Below are 19,069 nucleotides of genomic sequence, written 5' to 3' on the forward strand. Positions count from 1 at the left end.
CTACCTGTAAAATCACTACTTCGTCATCCCGGCGTAGGCCGGGAACCATTCTCCCCTTTGAAACAATAGCAAGATGGATTCCGGCCTACGCCGGAATGACGGAATTCGGGAACTATTAGAGATTCCCTAACCGCAAGCATCCGTGCACTGAGGATCGAAACACCATGGGCAAGGCCTCTCGCGGCAAACGCCGGAATATCACCCGCGACGACGATCAAGCGCTTCGCCTCGCCGCGGAAATCATCCTCGATCCACGCCTGATCGAGACCTTCCAAAGCATCAAACTGCACGAAAAGCTCGAATCTTTTCGCTCGGAAGACTTCGTCACCGAGGCGGTGCCTTTGCTCGAACACTCGCACAAGGCGCCGCAAGCGCAGGACGAGAAGACCGCGGAGTTCACCAGTGGGCCTCACCACCAGACGCCGGCATCGTGGGCGGCCGGCCTACACAAAGGACTTCGCAATCGGCCGTTTCGCGACCGTCTGAACGCCACGATCGAGGCGGGTCGGCAGGCCCTGCGCCGCGAATCCGACTTCGAGCACCACACCGATCGATTCGACCTCGATGACTCGACCCGAGCCCAGGCTGAACACGCTTATTCGGCCACGCGCGAGCGGCTGCTCGCTGAACCCGCCGCACCCGGCTGGCTCACGCTGGCGATGGCCTGCATTGCCCGGACCATTGCGACCAACGCCCACGAGCGCTTTGCCGGGGAGAGCTGGGACGAGCTGACCTCGTTTATGTACGAGCTCGAGCGCGACTTTCTGGGGGCTGCAGGCGAGGCGCTCGCCAACAAGCTGGTGGAGTTCGATCACATCTTCTATGAGGACCGCTTGCCCGAGATCGTCGGTTCACGGATGCCGTTCGGTCTCGCCGAGCTCGCCTGCAACATGGCCGATTCGAGTTTATTCAAGCCATCGAGCCAACCTTGAACCCTCGCCGCGCGCCCCGCTGTTGATCGGCTCCGGAAAAGCCTCATCGTGCGACTTGCCACCGCAGATAAAAAATCTTTTACCAGCGCATCCACCTCGCCCGGGTACTCGCGCAGATACTCCGAGAGCTCCTCGATATGGTGCAGGCACATCCGCCACCATGTGGCAGCGATCTTCCATATCGCCCACGAGGAGACCGGGGAGGTGATCGAAAACCTCGCCCACAAGACCCTGCGCCCGGGTGACGCTGCTCGCCGTGCCCACTGCGCTGATCGATCGCGACGAGCGAGTGCGGCCGTCAAAGCGAGCGCCGGAGTCACTCGCGCCCACCTTCGGGTTAGCCGGCAGGTCGAGCGCATCGAGATCAACTCTGCCGCTAGTGTAGTGCCCCGCGCTATAAGCGCTAAATAGGGCGGGGCACTACACTAGGCAAGGCCCGCGCGTTCGGCTGATTGCGTTGCATTTGATCATTACGGGTGCAGAGCCGCCACACCACTTACCTCAGTTCGACCGCAACCGGCCGACCCGGTGTTGACGGCCGCTTCATTTCCCGCCCATCCTATCCGCACGCTCGCCGCTTGCTTGTAAGTGGCCGATTGAGTTTGCCCTACTACCCCGAGCGGTCTTTCCGAGCTCGGCTAGAGCGTCTCAGGCTTGCTCGTCAAATTTTCAGCCGGCTTGCTCCATACGGCATTTTAAGGCCGCCTCAATTGCGAGGCTCCAATGCCGCGGCGAGATGCGCCACTTCTTGCACTCCTCCGGGTCGGCATCCTCGGGCGTATGCGGCTGTTGCAGCTCTTCCAGGGTTCTGTTCTCGTAACAGTCCACGGCAAAGCTCTTGGTCTGCCCGGTGAGCTCGTCTATTGGAATCATCGCGTCTTCTATTGGCTTCATGGCCGCCCCTTTATCGCTATGGATCAAACGCCAATAATAATAGTAGAGGAGCCGTTGTGGGAAACCGGTCCGAGCTGCTTATTTTGCAAAAAAATACAGCAGATCAAATACTTTTTATTTTCTTGCCGTTCCGAAAAATTTGAAATTCTGTAAAATCAATAGAATGGATATTGGTCCTGATCGTATCCGAAGCCTATTCGAGCTTCCCACCAGCCAGCCCTTCTTGCAGAATTCATGATGAGGCAAAACGTATGAGTACAGAGATGGGCACCGCAGCCGGAGTCGCCCGGTTCAACGATTTCGACGAGGACCCAGCCACCACGCGGGGCCTGATCTGGGGTCATCGGGCCGGTCTACTGCGCGATATGACCAAAATCACCAGAGTACCCACCGGCACCCTGGCGATTTATCCATCTGCGACCAACTACGTCGAAGTCAACCGCGAAGGCCGGGTCGTCGTCAACAAGGGCGGGTTCACCAGTGGGCACATCCCACTGCGGCAAATCACAACCGATGCCGAAAGCATTACGGAGTCGATCGACCAGCGCGCCTTGTTCATTCTCTCGTTCGACGATTTCAAGTGCGACGGCAGCATCCCTATGACCGGTGACCTGCGGATGCAGCGCAACGCCATCAAGGCGTATGCCGAGACTCTGGCCAAACCGAAGATCTTCGGCGGGGCGCTGAAGATCATCCTCTCCGTGGGGAACGTGTTCGCGGTCACGTTGACCGCCGATGTCAAGAACCTCAGCTTCGAGAGCGCCCCCGAGGGCGACAAAGCCTATTCGTTCACGCTCATCCTCACCCAGGACGAAACCGGTGGCCGCAATATCAGTTGGCCCAAAGCGGTCAAATGGCCGGGCGGCGCTGCGCCGGACATTAGCACCGCACCTAACGGCGATACCGTGCTGCGGTTTGTCACTCTCGACGGCGGAGTGGCCTGGCGCGGCTTTCTGGCCGGCAAGGACTTCGCATGATCCCGTATCGCACGATCATGGCCACCGGCCGGCCCGCGTATCGTGACTTCGTACTGGCCGATGCACCCTATGCCTACTACCGATTCGAGCCGGCCACGGGTACCCTCGCCGCAGACGAAACTGCCGCGCGGCGCGACGCTACCTGCCAAGGGGAGATACAATTCAGTGAACCGGGCCTGGTAGCGGGGTCTGTGGCGGCCCTTCGCTTCGGTGGCAAGGCCGCCTACCTGGACGTGCCCTTCGCACTTGATCCCACCGCATCGGCGGTGACCTTCGAGGCGTGGATTCTTACCCCGGCAACCCTACCCGAGAACGGCCGGCAGACCTTACTCGCCCAGCGCGACGGTTCGACAGCGGGGCGCCGCTGGCTCTACATCGATGCCGGCAATCACGACCAATTGGGGACCAACAGCCTGAACACAGCCCTCGGCGGTGCGCCAAGCGCCACCGGAGTGGTGACCGCGGCGGCGACACGCTACCACCTGGTATTAGAGATCACGCCGGAGAAATGGCGGCTCTATGGGAACGGCCAGGCCCAAAAAAGCGGGGAGGTGACGCCGGAAACCGCCACTGGAGCATTTGTGGTAGGGACGGACCCGTCGTTGACTCAGGAGCCGTTCCAAGGCGCCATCGATGAAATCGCCTTCTATACCCATGCCCTTGGCGGCGCGCGTGTAAAGGCTCATTATGATGCCAGCAACCAGGGGTAGTGCGAGCGCCGGCTCGACGACGCACGGCAACCCTCCGTCGCGCGCGGGCGGTAAAGCGCCGTTGCGTTGCCTTGACCGTGCAGCCATTCACGCCGTTACGTATTGACTACGCTTGATGGGCTTGAAGTTCAAAGACGATATCAATATAGGCCGTCGGCAGTTTCTGTACCGGTTGGCCGGAGTGGCTGGTGGCCTGCTGGTCGCCACCTTGGATCAATCGAGCGCATGCGCCGCTTCACGCCGCGGCAGCGGCGCGGATGAAGGTGCGCCTGAGGCGTCTTTCTCCCAAGCCGACAATGCCTTTTCCACATACGAATTGGCTGCTGACGGCAGCCCGCTGATCGGCCGGGCCCATCGAGTAAGCGTATGTGCCGACGAGACTTTGCTCGATATCGGCCGGCGTTTCGATCTGGGCTATTGGGATATCGTTCTGGCGAATCCGGGGATCGATATCTGGATGCCCGGTGTCGGCACGCGGGCGCTCATACCCAGGAAATTCATTCTCCCCCGCGCCCCCCGAGAGGGCATCGTCATAAATATCCCGGAGCTGAGGCTGTACTATTATCCGCCGGCCGCCAAGGGTAAAGCTCGGCAGGTCATTACCCATCCGGTCGGCCTCGGCCGGCAGGACTGGGCCACACCACTCGGCCGCGCCTCGGTCGTTGAAAAAATCCCGCAGCCGACCTGGTATCCGCCGGCCTCCATTCGTGCCGAGCATGCCGCTCGAGGAGAAAAGTTGCCTGGGATCGTGCCGCCGGGCCCGAACAACCCGCTCGGCGAGTACGTGCTACTCCTAAGTATTCCGGGCTATTTGATCCACGGCACCAATAAACCCTATGGCGTTGGAATGCGAGTATCTCACGGGTGCATACGGCTCTACCCGGAGGACATCGCCCGCTTTTTCGCTCGAGTGAGCCGGAAAACGCCGGTGCATATCGTCGACCAGCCCTACAAACTCGCTTGGCACCAAGGTGAACTTTGGCTCGAAGTGCAGCCATCGCCTGAGGCGGATGACTTCACCAGTATGAACCGGGAGCGACATCTGGCCATGCTCGCGCGACTACACCAGGAAGTGGAGCACACGGCTCACGCCGCCGGCTACACTGTCGCCCACCGCGAATTCGATTTGCAGTTGCGCCGCTTCTCGGGCGTGCCCGAGCCAGTGCCCCTCATATGAACCGGACCCGGCGCGAGGATACCCGGCCAGGCCGGCAGCCAATACAGCACGGGGTCGAGATGATCCCCAATCCACCACGCTATGGCTTGGCTCCCGCTCGCCTTACTTAGCGCGTTCAGCCTGGCTTCGGCGGACGCCTGCTCGAAAAAATTCCTGCCCAGCTACCGTGCCCGCGAAATGGTGCTGGTGCGATTTGCCTATTCCGCGCTGTTATTGGCGCCATTGCTTTATTTCAGCCCACTGCCGGCGGTACCACCGGCGTTTTGGGGTTGGCTTGCGCTGGCCTTGCCGCTGGAAATCCTCGCCATGCTGCTCTATATGCAGGCGATCCGTGACAGCCCGCTCTCGCTCACCCTGCCTTATCTCGCGTTTACCCCCGTATTCACAACCTTGGCGGGTTATCTGCTGCTGGGCGAGCGGATTTCGACACAGGGCTTGCTCGGTATCGTCCTGGTCGTCAGCGGTGCTTACCTCCTCAATCTAGAGGCCTCCGGCACACCCGGGAGAGATCACCTGAGCAAGCCTTTGCGCGCCATTGCGAACGAGCGCGGCTCCCGTATGATGCTCGCAGTGGCGATTATTTACGGATTAACCTCGGTGATCGGCAAGATCGAGCTGCAGTACGCCTCGCCTTGGAGCTTCGCGGCCATCTACTTCGTCTTGCTGGGCCTGTTGAGCCTGGTCTTGTTCGCTTGCTCGAGCCCTCGGCCGCGGGTACTGCACGTGCTCGGGCGCAAACCGGCGATTCACCTATTGATCGGTGGCCTGTTCACGGCCATGATCGTCACTCACTTCATGGCGCTCGAGCAGGTCGCGACGGCTTATATGATCTCGGCTAAGCGCACCAGCATCCTCTTCGGCATGCTCTACGGCGCACTGCTATTCGGTGAGCAAGGCTTGCTCAGACGCTTGACCGCCGGCGCCCTTATGGTGGTAGGGGTAACCCTTCTCGCTGTTTAGTAGCGAGAAGCATACTCTCGGGTTGGCCGGCGACAGCCCTACACGTTCGTTAATCGACGGCCACCATGACATGGGAGGCTTTGATGACGGCATAGCAGGTTTTCCCCAGCGCTAGGCCGAGCTTGTTGGCGGAATCCTTCGAGATGATGGAGACGACCTTATCACCGCCCGGCAACTCGATGACGACCTCCGTGTTGACGGCTCCGACGTTGACATCTACGACTTTACCCTTGAGGGCATTCCGAGCGCTGATGTTCATCTGCATGACAGTTTGTCCTTTTTAAGGTCTACTTTTGATAAACCTACTCGGCGACGACCACCCGATGCGGCTTGTTTATGCCCGCAGGCACCTCATAGCCGTAGGATTGAATTATCTGGCCTGCCCGCGGTCCACGGATGAACTCCAGGAAGGCTCGGGCCACCGGTATGTCCTGAATCAAGACGGCCTGCTGAACGATGGGCTCATAGAATGTGGAGGGCACCGGCCAATAGCTGCCCTGCACGGCCTGACCGGGCCGCTGGATCTGCGAAAGCGCCATGAAGCCGAGCGACACACTGCCACTCGCGATCAACTGGTGCGTCTGCCCGATGTTCTGCCCCATCACTAACCGATCGCCCCGCTGCAGGGTTTCCCAAAGGCCGAGTTTCCGCAATGTCTGCTGCGCGGCCAGGCCGTAGGGGGCGAGTTTTGGGTTAGCGAGAGCGATGTGCTCATAGCCACCTTCGCGCAACACATTGCCATTGCCGAGCATATAGTCCGGCTTTGTACTCCACAGCACGAGCTTGCCCTCGGCATAGGTGAAGCGACTGCCCGGCACGATGGCACCGTCTTGCTCCAGGCGCCTCGGGCGCTCCACATCGGCGGCGAAGAAGGCATCGAACGGCGCGCCGTGACGAATCTGGGCGTAGAACAGGCCCGTCGAACCAAAGCTGAGCTTGATCCGGTCACCGGTTTCCTGCTCGAATGCGGCGACGAGTTGCTTGGCGGGCGCCTGAAAGTTGGAGGCCACGGCGATTTTCGCCACGCCGGCCCAGGCCGCACCGTGGCCGAGTAAAATCACGCCGACCACCCAGGGGACCACACCCGCCCAGTTCCTCAACCGGTGGCCCCAAAAGCCTCTCATATTGTTCTCCCATGTTGTCAGGTTCGGGGGGATGTGCTGAAACACGGGCGCATTGCGCCCCACCGTTATGTGCCATTATTCATAGCGTCGTTATATTCTATATTGCATAGCGCCATGTCAAGCACCCGGCTAGGTGCAGCGAACGCAGTCACCCACGTTGATCGGCCTGAGACCCTTCGCGAGGTCGCGAATCATAGCGGCTGGCTGGTAACAAGTGCCGATCCGGCATCGCCTTGCCCTATGCAAGATATCGGCTCGGAAGTACGGGTGAAGGGAATGCAATTGCCCGTCCGCTACGGAGCTGCATCCGCGCCAAACGGACGCTTCCGTAGCTCGGGCCGAGGGCACACCGCTTAGCGATGCTTAAATTTCGGCGCGCGTTTAGCCACAAAGGCGGCCATGCCTTCCTTATGATCCTCGGTAGCGAAGGTGGACTGAAACAGCCGGCGTTCCAATTGCAGCCCTTCCCGCAGCCCGGTTTCGAAGGCCTCGTTGACGGCCTCCTTGATCATCATCGTTATGGGCAGCGAATGCGAGGCGATGGTGGCCGCCGTCTGTTGCGCCTCCGCCAATAGCTCGGCCGCCGGCACGACCCGGGAAACTAGCCCGGCACGCTCGGCCTCCGCGGCATCCATCAGCCGCCCGGTCAGGCACAACTCCATAGCCTTCGACTTGCCCACCGCCCGTGCCAATCGCTGCGTACCACCGGCACCGGGCATCGTGCCGATGGTGATCTCCGGCTGGCCGAACCGCGCGGTATCGGCGGCGATGATCAGATCACAGGCCATCGCCAGCTCGCAACCGCCGCCCAGCGCATAGCCGGCCACCGCGGCGATGATGGGCTTGCGCGCCCGCCGCGCGGCGCTCCAGCCTGCGGCGCTGGGGAAATCGCGGCGGAACACGTCAAAGAAGTTCTGCGCTTGCAGCTCCTTGATATCGGCGCCGGCGGCAAACGCCTTATCACTGCCGGTGATCACGAGACAGCCGATCCCATCGTCGCCATCGAACTCGGCGATGGCCGTCCCGAGTTCGTCCATGAGCTCGTCGGACAAGGCGTTCAGCGCCTCCGGCCGGTTCAGCGTAATGAGCGCCACCCGCTCGCGAGATTCGATCAAAATGCATCGATAGCTCATGCGCATACCTCTTCATCGCGGCCCGGTACGTGTGCTTAATCGGGCGGTCTGCTCCGGATCAGACCGCATGCCGCCGAGTCTGCACCACGCGGAAGCGGTTGGCGACGAAGGCGGCATCACAGAGACAGGCATTGGCTGCCGGGTTCGCGCCGGTAGCGTGGAAGTCACTGAAGGCGGCCGATTGATTGACGTAGACACCATCGGTGAGATTGCAGGACAGCGCCACCCCAGCCTCCAGCGCGGCGTGCTGCGTGCGCTCCAGCACGGCGGCCTCAGTGGCGTAGACCGACCAGGTAATCGCCCCATGTGCCAAAGCCGACCCGCGCGAGCGTTCGATGCTCTCGTCAGTGGACTCGGTGGCAACGACGAAGGCGATCGGGCCGAACCATTCCCGATCGTAGCGGTCGCTCGGTTCGGCGCCCACCTTGAGCAGCAGCGGCGTGTGTACGCGTGCATCCGCAAACCGTGGGTGCCCCCGCGGCTCGGAGGCCAACACCACCTCACCGAGCCGCGCCGCTTCCGCGATGCGCCGGGCGGTGTTCTCGGACTGAAGGGCGCCCAACAACTCGGCGGCCCGCTCACCGTCAGCGAGCAGCCGTGTGATGCCCTCGGCGATGGCCTGGGCGAACTCATCGGCGCCGAGCCAGCCCTGCTCCGTCTCGATCCCGTCGCGCGGTACGTAGATATTCTGCGGCGTGGTGCACATCTGCCCCGAGTAGAGGCTGAGCGAGAAAGCAAGATTATGCACCAGGCCTTGCAGATTGTCGGTGGAGTCGACAATCACCGAGTTCACGCCCGCCTTCTCCGTATAGAGCTGGGCTTGGCGGCAGTGCTCCTCCAGCCAGTTGCCAAAGGCCGTGCTCCCGGTGTAGTCAATCAAACGGATCTCGGGACGCCGCGCCAGCTCCTTGGTGACCGGCGCCTCGCGGCTGTCCGCCACGAGTGCAACGAGCCAGGGGTCGAAGCCGGCCTCCGCCAACACCTCCTGCGCCACCTCTACGGTGAGTGCCAACGGCAGCACGGTTGCCGGATGCGGCTTGACCATGACCGGATTGCCGGTCACCAGGCTTGCGAACAAGCCCGGATAACCGTTCCAGGTCGGAAAAGTCGAAACCCCGATCAGCAACGCCAGCCCGCGCGGAACCACATGAAAAGTCTTGTCCATGCGCAGCGGCTCGTGCTTGCCCTGGGGCTTAATCCAGCGGCTGTGCGGCGGGATCCGGCTCATCGCCTCGTAGGCGTAAGCGATGGCCTCCAACCCCCGATCCTGGGCATGGGTCGCGCCGGCTTGAAAGGCCATAACGAAACCCTGGCCGGTGGTGTGCATAACCGCCTGTGCCATCTCGAAGCTGCGCTTGTTCAGCCTCGCCAGGATCTCTAGGCACACGCCCGCACGAGCCTCGGCACCGGCGTCACGCCAGGCGGGTAAAGACGCCTGCATGGCCGGCAGGAGCTGATCGAGCTCGGTCTTGGGATAGCGCACGCCGAGGCCAAAACCATACGGTGAGACCTCGTCGCCGACATCGGCCACGCTACCCGGCTGCTGCAGCACGAAACGCTGGTGCAGCCGGCCCTCGAAGGCCGCCTGGCCGGCAGCGGCGGCGGCCTCGCCATAGATTTTGCCGCTCGGAACCTCGGGGTACGGGCTCCAATAATCGCGGCAGCGCGTGATTTCGATGGCCTGCTCCAGAGTGGCGCGATGCTTAGTGAAAAACTCCTGGCTCATGGCGCCTCCTCGACTGGCCGCCCGCTCGGGCGGGAGTTCAACTCCTGTTTGCAATATTGATACGTATTTGTCTTGTGTCAATTCGTTTTTGTATCTCATCGGCACACTGCCCACTCATGGCCAACCCGCCGTGCGCTGCGGCGGCCGTCAGCCGCAACAGGCCCCATCGCAGGCTTATGGCATGAGCCGCCGATACGCTTCTATACTCGCAGGAGGGCACGTCGGTGTGGCCGCAATAGCGCAATGCCGTCGAACCCCGCCGCGACAGCGTCGAAGTGCAAACGCCGTTTAGGAACGCTGCTGCCATGAGCTATCAGACCATCGAATTGACAACCGCCGCCGGTGTGGTCACGCTGACCTTGAACCGACCGCAGCGGCTGAACAGCTGCAACGCTGCAATGCATGCCGAGCTCCGCGACGCTCTCCGCGGCATCGAGAGTGACGCGGCCGTGCGCTGCCTGCTCATCACCGGCCGCGGACGCGCGTTCTGTGCGGGCCAGGACCTCGACGCGCGCGATATCGCCCCGGGCGAGCATGCCCCCGACCTCGGCGCATCCCTCGAGCAGCATTACAATCCACTGATCCGTACCCTCCGCTCACTGCAGATGCCAGTGGTCTGCGCCGTCAACGGCGTTGCCGCCGGCGCCGGCGCCAATCTGGCACTGGCCTGCGATATCGTGCTCGCTGGACGCTCGGCCAGCTTCATCCAGGCGTTCTGCAAGCTTGGTTTGGTGCCCGACAGCGGCGGCACTTGGCATCTTCCTCGCCTGATCGGCCACGCCCGGGCCATGGGCTTGGCATTGTTGGGAGAACGCCTGCCAGCGGAGCAGGCCGAGCAATGGGGCATGATCTGGAAATGCGTGGACGATGCGCAGCTGATGCAGGAAGCCCAAAGCCTCGCCCAGCATCTCGCCGCGCAACCCACGCGCGGCCTCGCCCTGACCAAGCAGGCCCTCAACGCCACTTGGCACAACAGCCTGGCAACACAGCTCGACCTCGAGCGCGACTTACAGCGCCAGGCCGGACGCACGGATGACTACCGCGAGGGCGTGGCTGCCTTTATGGCCAAACGCGAACCGCGCTTCCTAGGGCACTGAAATGGCGGCATTGCCACCTACCGCCACCATCGGCGTGGTCGGTGCCGGCACCATGGGCGCGGGCATCGCTCAGGTCGCAGCCGCAGCTGGACACCCGGTTTTGCTCTTCGATATCCGAACCGAGGCCCTACCGGCGGGACTCGAACGCATCCGCGGTGGACTCGAGCGGCTCATCGACCGCGGCAAACTGACCCGCAAGGCCCTGACCACGCTGATGGAACGAATTCGGCCCATCGAACAGTTGGCGGAGTTGGCCCCGGCCGCGCTGATCATCGAGGCCATCGTCGAGGAGTTGCCGAGCAAGCGCCGGCTCTTCGAGCAGTTGGAGGGGATCTGTAGCGAACAGGCTATTTTGGCGAGTAACACCTCGGCACTGTCCATCACCGCTCTTGCCGCAACCCTGCGGTGTCCCGAGCGCGTGGTCGGAATGCACTTCTTCAACCCAGCGCCCATTCTCAAGCTGGTCGAAGTGGTGAGCGGACTTGCCACGGCCGATGGGGTGGCTGAAACCGTTCAGGCGACTGCAGCGAGCTGGGGCAAGCAATCGGTTCGGGCCCGCTCGACGCCGGGATTTATCGTCAACCGGATTGCCCGACCCTACTATGCCGAGGCACTGCGGCTGCTGGAGACGGGCGGCGCCGATGTCGCCACCATTGACGCTGCGCTGCGGGAGGCCGGCGGCTTCCGCATGGGGCCGTTCGAGCTGATGGACCTGATCGGTCAGGATATCAACTTCGCCGTCTCCCGCACGCTGTTCGAAGCCTATTTCCAGGATCCGCGCTACCGCCCCTCGCTGATCCAGCAGGAATTGCTCGACGGGGGACGCCTCGGGCGCAAGAGCGGTCACGGCTTCTATGATTATCAACCCGGCGCCGAACGCCCGGCGCCGCACGCGGCGCCGCCTGGCCCTCGGCCCACGCGAATCGTCGTGCGTGGCGAACTCGGCCCGGCGGAGCCACTGGCCGCGGCTTTGGCGGAGGTAGCCAGCGCGGTGCAGCGCACCACCGGAGCCGGACTCATCGCCCTGCCGGAAACGACGCTTGCGCTCACCGACGGGCGCAGCGCCACGCAGCGGGCTGCCGAAGAGGGCGTGCCAGAGCTGGTGTTGTTCGACCTCGCGCTGGATTTCGCCCAGACCGCTCGTGTGGTCATCGCTGCCGCTGATCAGGCCGGGCCGACGGCGCTCGCGGCCGCCGCCGGGGTCTTTCAAGCGCTTGGCAAAACCGTCTCGGTGATCGATGACAGCCCCGGCCTCATCGTCTTGCGCACCGTATGCATGCTCGCCAATACTGCGGCCGAAACGGTCGGCCAAGGTGTTTGTACCGCCGCCGCCTGCGACGCCGCCATGCGCGGCGGAGTTAATTATCCGCGCGGCCCATTGACTTGGGCCGAAACCATCGGGCTTGCGCGAGTGGTCACTGCACTCGATCATCTCAGCGAGTGCTATGGCGCGGATCGCTACCGGCCGGCGCCACTGCTGCGACGCAAGTGCTATGGAGGCAACCGATTCCATGACTGATCCTCCGCTACAGGCCTTGCCCGCCCAGGAAGTCGCTGAAGCCTGTGCCAGGACCCTGTGGGGAGGCGATCTCGCATCGCGCGTGCTCGGCATGGTGCTCGAGGAGATACGGCCCGGCTACGCCCGGCTGTCCATGCCAGTGCGCGCGGATATGGTCAACGGCCATCGCAACTGCCATGGCGGACTCATCTTCGCCTTGGCCGATTCCACCTTCGCCTTCGCTTGCAACTCGACCAACCACGTCACGGTGGCCGCCGCCGCGAGCATCGATTTCCTTGCCCCCGCCAAGCTCGGCGATGTGCTCATCGCCTGCGGCGAAGCGCAATCCGCCGTAGGTCGAACGGGAGTCTACGATATCCGGGTAGAAAACCAGGCCGGGCAGCTGATCGCCTTGTTCCGTGGCCGATCGCACCAGCTCAAGGAGCAATTGATACCGGGGTTGGAGGTGGCGCGATGAACGAGGCCTATATCGTCGATGCGCTGCGCACGCCGTTCGGCCGTTACGGCGGCGCGCTCGCCACGGTGCGCACCGATGATCTCGCCAGCCTCCCTATCCGAGCGCTCATGCAGCGCAATCCTACGGTCGACTGGGATGCGCTGGACGATGTGATCTACGGCTGCGCCAATCAGGCCGGCGAGGACAACCGCAACGTCGCGCGTATGGCGGCCCTGTTGGCCGGTCTGCCGGTGGCGGTACCCGGTACCACCGTCAACCGCCTCTGCGGCTCCGGCATGGACGCACTCGGCCTCGCCGCACGCGCCATTCGCTGCGGCGAGGCCGAACTGCTGATCGCCGGTGGCGTGGAGTCCATGTCCCGGGCGCCGTTCGTCATCGCCAAGGCGGAAAGCGCCTTCTCACGCCAGGCGCAGATCCATGACACGACGCTTGGCTGGCGCTTCGTCAACCCGCTGCTGCAGGCGCGCTACGGCATCGACTCCATGCCCGAGACGGCGGAGAATGTCGCCGAAGCGTTCCGAATCAGCCGCTCGGACCAGGATGCCTTTGCCCTGCGCAGCCAGCAGCGTGCGAAAGCCGCCTTGGACTCGGGTCGCCTGACCGAGGAAATCACGGCGGTTTGCGCCCCTCGACCCAAGGGCCCGCCCGTGCGCGTGGGCACCGATGAGCAGCCGCGACCCGATACCACCCTGGAGGCGCTTGCCAAACTGCCGGCACCGTTTCGGGCGGCGCGGGGCACGGTTACCGCCGGCAACGCCTCGGCTCTCAACGACGGCGCGGGCGCACTGCTGCTCGCCTCCGAGGCGGCGCTCGAGCGCTACCGCCTCACGCCGCGGGCGCGAGTGCTTGGCATGGCGGTGGCGGGAGTGGCGCCGCGCCTCATGGGCATGGGACCGGTGCCGGCCAGCCACAAGCTGCTGGCGCGCTGCGGCCTGCCGCTTGCGGACATCGAGCTCATCGAGCTCAACGAGGCATTCGCCGCCCAGGCGCTGGCGGTGCTGCGCGAGCTCGGCCTACCGGATGACGCCGAGCATGTTAATCCCAACGGTGGGGCGATCGCCTTGGGCCATCCGCTGGGCGCAAGCGGCGCACGCCTGGTAGCGAGCGCCGCCTACCAATTACAGCGCAGCGGCGCCCGCCACGCCCTATGCACGATGTGCATCGGCGTCGGCCAAGGGATCGCGATCCTCATCGAACGGGTGTGAAGACAGCCAGTTCGATCGGTTTCGATTGGGATCAGAGTTGGGAATCCGGGAATCTCGAATAGCTCCCGAATTTCGTCATCCCGGCGCAGGCCGGAACCCATCTTGATTGTCGCAAAAGGGGAACTGGATTCCGGTCTGCGCCGGAATAACGGTATGAAATAGGGTGTTCTAGGGGCTCGACTTATGGGCAATGAAGCACTGCAAACTACCTAGCTCAGGAGGTGGAGACGAGCTCGTGCCAGCCGACCCCGCGTGCCCAGCTCGCGCGCGCCAGCGCGGCGATCTCGCCGAGAATGGCCGCCGGTACGGCCGCCGGATCACCGAGCTCGCGAGAATTGTAGTGGAAGACGTAAAGCCGGGCCGCAAATTGCTTGAACGGCAAGGATGATTCGCCGGGGAATTCACCGTGGCCAGCGGTGGAGGTGACAATGCCCTGCCCCCAGTCCTGACCACTGTCATTATTGGGATTGTAGAAGTAAGCCCGCACTTCGCCGTCTTGATCCACGGTCACCCGCTGGATCGATACGGCATGCCAGCCGATGAATTGGCCGTTTTTATCGGTTGCCGCGATGCCCGCCGGCTGGGCATAGATAAGCTGGCGCGCGCCATTGTAGGCGGGATGGTAACTGATGTAGAACAGCCGCATGAAGCCTTCGAAGTCGATGACATCACCGCTCGAATACTGAATCACCGTGGCAAAACCGCGCTGGACCCACCAGCCATGGAACTCCGGATTGATCCATTTGTGCCCATCCTCGCCGCGCCCGGCGATGCGCCGCCCCATTTCCCAATAGATCCGGTCGAGGTGCGGCACGAGCACCAGCGAGGCCGGATCGAGCTCGGTATGCAACTCCGCCACGCCCCCGCTCTGCAATTCGCTGGAGCGCAGCAGCTGCCCCTCGAAATGCATATCGACTTCGTTATCTCGCGCCGCCCAAGTAATCAGCTCGAGCAGAAATCCCGGATCGCATTGTGACCAGAGACTTATGGCCCGGGCCGACTGACAAGTGGGATTGTCGCCTTGGCCGACGCCAAGCGGTTGACCCAGCACGCTCACGGTGCCGGCCAACAGCACGGCATTGGCCGATAACGTGGGGCTCTCATCAACCAAGCGCTGCAGCGCTGCCGCAACCTCCGCCTCGATTTGCAGGCGCGTCAAACGCCACAGCCCCGGGGCGAGCGGCGGGAAAAAGAGCACCCCACGGTTGAGCATGCAGGCCAAGCCGTAAATGGATTGTGCGAGCAATGGATGGGCGAGGCTGGCGATGAGCCGACGCACGAGCTCACCATAGACATCCAAGCTGTCCCGCCCCACGGAGTCGAGACCCAGAACCCGGGCGATCCCGTCGCCACTACCCTTTGCACAGACATGCTCGAGCAGTACCGCGTGCTGGGGGCTGACCAAACCAGTCTCGTGCATGGAGCGAGCGAAGGCCTGCGCTTCCTCCGCCAAAGCCCTAGCATCCAGCTCAGCCAGTGCCTCCCGATAGCGCTCGAGCGACGCCGCGGATCGGCTCAATGCCGAAGGGCCGTGAACGGCATTGGTGAGCTGCCGGGCCTGCTCATAGATGGCGTCGCTACCACCCCCGGCCAACGTCTGGGCGGCGGCATCGATCATCTCCCGGACGCGGTGCACCAGTATGGGGCGTTGCTGGAGGATCCGTATGGCCTCGCTGACCGTACTCTCAAGAATCCCCTGCGCGCCAAGGCGCTCGGCAATGAACCGGAACAACCGATGGACACCTTCCAGCAGCGGCGTGCGCTCGGCGCGAGCCGCTTCGCTGGACGACGGAAACAGCAGGTCCAGATTCCGGGCGATAGCGTCTTCGAGAAACGTGCGTGCCCCCTCGGGCGTAATTTTGTCGCTGGCTGCCTGCCCGGTCGCGATAGCGAGCAGCCGCAGTTCGCTCAGGCATTCGATCGCCACGGAAAGCGCCGGACCGCGCACCGAAGCCGACACTAGAGCCGGCTGCAGCGAGGCCGGGTGAGCCCAATCACCGCCGTAGAACACGCCAGCGCGGTCGAAACGGGCCGCCTGCCCATAGAGCCATTGCACCCCCTGCGGCTCTTTGAGCAACCGCAGGGTGAGATCGCAGATATGACCCTGATAGTTCAGCTTAGCAAATGGCTTGACGGCCTCGAGCTGATCGAGCGCCTCGGCAAGCTGCGCCGCTAAGCGCTCAGCCTTATCGCACCCCGTTTCGCTCATCTCGATACGCCCGGCCGGCTAACGATAAAAATCATACTCTTCCTGCTTGAGTAACAGCTCCCGCATTCGATCGGAATCGTCACCAAAGAAATAGACCGTGCCGTAATGGTTGCCGAAGGCGACTCGCTCGGCAACTTTCGGATTGGCCGGCATGAACAGGTCATGTTTTTCGTAATAAGGATCGTTTTCGACCGCGTCGGGCATGTCGATATCACTGATCACGCGCTGCTTCGGGTATACCAAGAAGCAGCCGGCAAACCCTTTGGCGTCCACGACTTCCCTGGGGAAAAAGGCCTGGATCTCCGCCTCGGTCGCCTTGGGGTCGCTGACCAGCACTTGGGCCTGATAGGCGTTGAAGCCATAGGCCCGCTCGATCAGCTCGAAAGCATTGCCGCCCGGCACCCGGTAGGCCACCTCGCCGAAATGCAGATTACCGTCATGGGTGATGAAGAACTCCGGGTGAATCAGGCCGTGCTCGATCTCGAAGGCCTGAATGAGGTGCTCGACGGCTTTGCGGATCTGGGGTCGCCATTCTTCGAGCGCCGGCGAGGCCGGAATGAACACCGAATAGCCGAGGTGGACATATTCGGAGATGTTTAGGAAGCGAATTTTGCCCTCGTGAATGAAGACCTCGCAAGCGAACTCCTTACCGTCCAGATGGCTCTCTAGAAGACACGGAAACTCATCGTCGCTAATGGCGTCGATGTCCTCATTGGTCTTGATCACCCGGTGGCCATAAGTGCCGGCTTTGTCGAACGGCTTCATGTGGATGGGATCGTTGGGATCGCCGTCGAGCTTGAGCAGGGCCTTGTTGACGCGCATAAGAAAACGCCGGACGTCGTCGCGATCATGCGCCTCCTCGAAGACCCCGACTCGGATGCCGGCCAATTGCGCCCGACGCTTCATCAACGATTTGTCGCGAAACAACAGCGATTGCGGAAACAGCCGCGGCTTGTTTTGCAGCCGAGCATTGATCGCCCCGGCCCACTCGACCGTCTCCTCGAACAACGGCACCGCGACCTCTACCCCCTCTTCGGCGAGCCGCTCATAGAGCTCGATGGAACGGTCGTTGAGTCGTTCGAACTCCCAGGGAATATAGGGTATCGCATTGTCTTTGGCATACTCCTCAGCCCAACTCGGGGCGACCACAACGTATTTGCGGTTGAAACGATCGATCGCTTCGATCGCCCGCAAACTCCAACCAAGGACTGCGACATAACTTGTATTGGGGGCAATTTCAGCCATAAACAGACCTCCTTATCAGCGAGATTTGCACCGAATTTCGCGCCTACTTTCACCCTAGTGTAATATCCCACCCTATTTAGCGCTTATAGCGTGCCAAATAGGGTGGGACACTACACTAGTTCAGACTCGAGGGTCGCACAACCGAGCGGCTCGACAATCACGCCGTCAGCGGCCGACTTGAAAAAATGTGACCCGTGTCACATTAAACTCATCGGGCGGTTCAGTTTAAACTGACTACGCGGCGCCGAGGTCTCCTATGCGACTCAAACGATCGCTCACCTTTCTTACTCTAATCACAGTAATCGCCCTCATTACCGGCGTAGTGATTTACCATTTGACGGTTTATTCTGCCGAGCTCACCGAGACCACGGAAATCACCCAGCGTGAGCTGCGCTTGCTGGATCGTTTGCTCGATGCCCGTCTGCAAGCCATGCAGACCGCCGCCCGGGTGGCACTCAACCCACGTATCGGCAAGCCCAACCTGGACGGTCTGCGCCAGGCCACCGGAGCAAAGGCCGTACTGCGCTTGAACAGCGCGGATCAAATCATCGCCGCCTCCGGACCAGATGAGTGGTTCGCCAACCCACCGGCGGAGCTCGCCCGCGCGCTCTACCCCGATGCCGCGGCGCGTCTGGTGGTGGACCAAGTCACGCCCAACGGGGCTGAGGTGTATTTGGTCACCGCGCGTTCCATGGAAGGCCAACGGCTCGTGATCTGGCTCAAGGCCGCAGCGCTCAACCCGATACTGGCCATTCTGGATCAAGGGCCCGTGTTGCTGGTCGATCCAGGAGGGGATGTCGCTGCCACGACCCGCGCCGAGCTGCAGGGGCGTAAACTATCGGCTCTGGCCGGCAATTCACCCTGGCGACTGTGGCTGCACGGCGATGAATGGCTTGTGACGGCACACGATTCCATAACTTTCCCGGGCTGGCGGCTGGTTAGCCTCATCGACCGCGGTGCGCTGCTCTCACGGCTGCTGAAGCCTTTTCTATCGCCCATCGGGGCCGTCTATGTCGTGCTCATCGCAATCCTCGCCATCGCGTTACGCGCACTCTATCAGCGGGCCGACCGGGAAGTGCACCACCGCGCCGAAGTCGAGGAACGACTCAGGAGCAGCGAGGCGATGTACCGAGAACTCGCCAGCAGCGACAATTTAACGGGGCTTTATAACAGTCGAAAATGCCGTGCCGATCTAAATTACGAGTTGGAACGCCACCGACGTTATGGTCATCCGTTGTCCATCGTCGTGCTGGACGTGGACAAGTTCAAACATATCAACGATTCTCTCGGACACGCCGAAGGCGACCGCGTGCTGCAACTGATCGGCAACGTGCTGCAGGAGTCGCGGCGCAAGGCTGATTCAGCCTACCGCATTGGCGGTGAAGAATTCCTCATGCTGCTGCCCGATACCGAGCCAAAGGATGCCTGGATCGTGGCGACGCGCATCCGCGATCGCCTGCGGCAGAAGGCTTTCGAGACGCTTGACGGCACGCGGCTGCTCATTACTCTTAGCGGCGGCATCGCCGGCTACCGCGGTGATGAAACCGAGCGCGAATTTTTCACTCGAGCGGATCAAGCCATGTACGAGGCCAAAAGGAGCGGCCTGGGTGAACTTCGCTTGGCCAGCGAGCAGTGGCCCGATAAAGGCATCGTGGATAAGGACACTACGCTCGGCAATTGAAGAGCCTGTTCCCACAACGCAGC

At 62.3% G+C, this 19,069-nt stretch carries 18 protein-coding genes; 11 read left to right on the plus strand and 7 right to left on the minus strand.

Going from position 1 to position 19,069, the window contains the following annotated elements:
- The first annotated feature begins 164 nt into the window (after positions 1-164).
- Entirely contained in the window at positions 165-932 is a 768-nt protein-coding gene (locus NB231_RS10040; RefSeq protein ID WP_005002378.1) for a hypothetical protein, read from the plus strand.
- 162 nt (positions 933-1,094) lie between these two features.
- Positions 1,095-1,343, plus strand: coding sequence for a hypothetical protein (locus NB231_RS19670; protein WP_232210443.1), 249 nt, complete (start codon positions 1,095-1,097; stop codon positions 1,341-1,343).
- A 258-nt stretch (positions 1,344-1,601) separates the two neighbouring features.
- On the opposite strand, the gene NB231_RS10045 is transcribed toward NB231_RS19670, so the two are convergent.
- Positions 1,602-1,826 carry a hypothetical protein gene (locus NB231_RS10045; protein WP_005002381.1) on the minus strand — a complete coding sequence of 75 codons (225 nt, stop codon included), beginning with the start codon at positions 1,824-1,826 and terminating at the stop codon, positions 1,602-1,604.
- A 263-nt stretch (positions 1,827-2,089) separates the two neighbouring features.
- Between NB231_RS10045 and NB231_RS19125 the strand changes: the two genes are divergently transcribed.
- The 4 genes from NB231_RS19125 to NB231_RS10065 all read left to right on the plus strand — a co-directional run bounded on the left by NB231_RS19125 (position 2,090) and on the right by NB231_RS10065 (position 5,650).
- Positions 2,090-2,803, plus strand: coding sequence for a hypothetical protein (locus tag NB231_RS19125; protein WP_005002383.1), 714 nt, complete (start codon positions 2,090-2,092; stop codon positions 2,801-2,803).
- Entirely contained in the window at positions 2,800-3,513 is a 714-nt protein-coding gene (locus NB231_RS10055; RefSeq protein ID WP_005002385.1) for a LamG domain-containing protein, read from the plus strand. Before NB231_RS19125 ends, NB231_RS10055 begins: the two co-directional genes overlap by 4 nt.
- A 115-nt stretch (positions 3,514-3,628) precedes the next feature.
- Complete coding sequence (locus NB231_RS10060) at positions 3,629-4,690, plus strand: L,D-transpeptidase family protein (protein ID WP_005002388.1); 1,062 nt, start codon at positions 3,629-3,631, stop codon at positions 4,688-4,690.
- A gap of 81 nt (positions 4,691-4,771) precedes the next feature.
- The gene (locus NB231_RS10065) at positions 4,772-5,650 is read left to right on the plus strand and encodes a DMT family transporter (protein WP_005002389.1); all 879 of its coding nucleotides are present in this window, start codon (positions 4,772-4,774) and stop codon (positions 5,648-5,650) included.
- A gap of 49 nt (positions 5,651-5,699) precedes the next feature.
- Here NB231_RS10065 and NB231_RS10070 read toward each other — a convergent pair whose 3' ends face one another.
- The 4 genes from NB231_RS10070 to paaN all read right to left on the minus strand — a co-directional run bounded on the left by NB231_RS10070 (position 5,700) and on the right by paaN (position 9,633).
- A complete protein-coding gene (locus NB231_RS10070; RefSeq protein ID WP_005002391.1) occupies positions 5,700-5,915 on the minus strand; it encodes a TOBE domain-containing protein in 216 nt (71 codons plus the stop codon).
- Positions 5,916-5,952: 37 nt separating this feature from the next.
- Positions 5,953-6,774 carry a molybdate ABC transporter substrate-binding protein gene (gene modA / locus NB231_RS10075; protein WP_156776976.1) on the minus strand — a complete coding sequence of 274 codons (822 nt, stop codon included), beginning with the start codon at positions 6,772-6,774 and terminating at the stop codon, positions 5,953-5,955.
- A gap of 353 nt (positions 6,775-7,127) precedes the next feature.
- Positions 7,128-7,907, minus strand: coding sequence for an enoyl-CoA hydratase (locus NB231_RS10080; protein ID WP_040662193.1), 780 nt, complete (start codon positions 7,905-7,907; stop codon positions 7,128-7,130).
- Positions 7,908-7,965: 58 nt separating this feature from the next.
- Positions 7,966-9,633: a phenylacetic acid degradation protein PaaN gene (paaN, locus tag NB231_RS10085; protein ID WP_005002396.1), complete on the minus strand. Its 1,668-nt coding sequence runs from the start codon at positions 9,631-9,633 to the stop codon at positions 7,966-7,968.
- Between the two features lie 305 nt (positions 9,634-9,938).
- On the opposite strand from paaN, the gene paaG reads away from it, so the two are divergent.
- The 4 genes from paaG to pcaF are packed head-to-tail and all read left to right on the plus strand — an operon-like array spanning position 9,939 to position 13,911.
- Positions 9,939-10,730, plus strand: coding sequence for a 2-(1,2-epoxy-1,2-dihydrophenyl)acetyl-CoA isomerase PaaG (gene paaG, locus NB231_RS10090; RefSeq protein WP_005002397.1), 792 nt, complete (start codon positions 9,939-9,941; stop codon positions 10,728-10,730).
- A gap of 1 nt (position 10,731) precedes the next feature.
- A complete protein-coding gene (gene paaH / locus NB231_RS10095) occupies positions 10,732-12,249 on the plus strand; it encodes a 3-hydroxyacyl-CoA dehydrogenase PaaH (protein WP_005002399.1) in 1,518 nt (505 codons plus the stop codon).
- Positions 12,242-12,706 carry a hydroxyphenylacetyl-CoA thioesterase PaaI gene (gene paaI, locus NB231_RS10100; RefSeq protein ID WP_005002402.1) on the plus strand — a complete coding sequence of 155 codons (465 nt, stop codon included), beginning with the start codon at positions 12,242-12,244 and terminating at the stop codon, positions 12,704-12,706. The genes paaH and paaI overlap by 8 nt, the downstream gene beginning before the upstream one ends.
- On the plus strand, positions 12,703-13,911 hold the full coding sequence (gene pcaF, locus NB231_RS10105) for a 3-oxoadipyl-CoA thiolase (protein ID WP_005002403.1): 1,209 nt from the start codon (positions 12,703-12,705) through the stop codon (positions 13,909-13,911). Before paaI ends, pcaF begins: the two co-directional genes overlap by 4 nt.
- 214 nt (positions 13,912-14,125) lie before the next feature.
- Here the strand turns inward: pcaF and NB231_RS10110 are convergent, their stop codons facing one another.
- The gene (locus tag NB231_RS10110; RefSeq protein ID WP_005002405.1) at positions 14,126-16,120 is read right to left on the minus strand and encodes a hypothetical protein; all 1,995 of its coding nucleotides are present in this window, start codon (positions 16,118-16,120) and stop codon (positions 14,126-14,128) included.
- An 18-nt stretch (positions 16,121-16,138) separates the two neighbouring features.
- Positions 16,139-17,365 (minus strand): ATP-grasp domain-containing protein, encoded by a 1,227-nt coding sequence (locus tag NB231_RS10115; protein WP_005002414.1) that lies wholly within the window; start codon positions 17,363-17,365, stop codon positions 16,139-16,141.
- A 256-nt stretch (positions 17,366-17,621) separates the two neighbouring features.
- On the opposite strand from NB231_RS10115, the gene NB231_RS16910 reads away from it, so the two are divergent.
- Positions 17,622-19,046, plus strand: coding sequence for a GGDEF domain-containing protein (locus NB231_RS16910; RefSeq protein WP_005002417.1), 1,425 nt, complete (start codon positions 17,622-17,624; stop codon positions 19,044-19,046).
- The last annotated feature ends 23 nt before the right edge of the window (positions 19,047-19,069 follow it).

Origin of the sequence: Nitrococcus mobilis Nb-231, assembly GCF_000153205.1 — a bacterium.
In the GTDB taxonomy this organism is placed as follows: Bacteria; Pseudomonadota; Gammaproteobacteria; order Nitrococcales; family Nitrococcaceae; genus Nitrococcus; species Nitrococcus mobilis.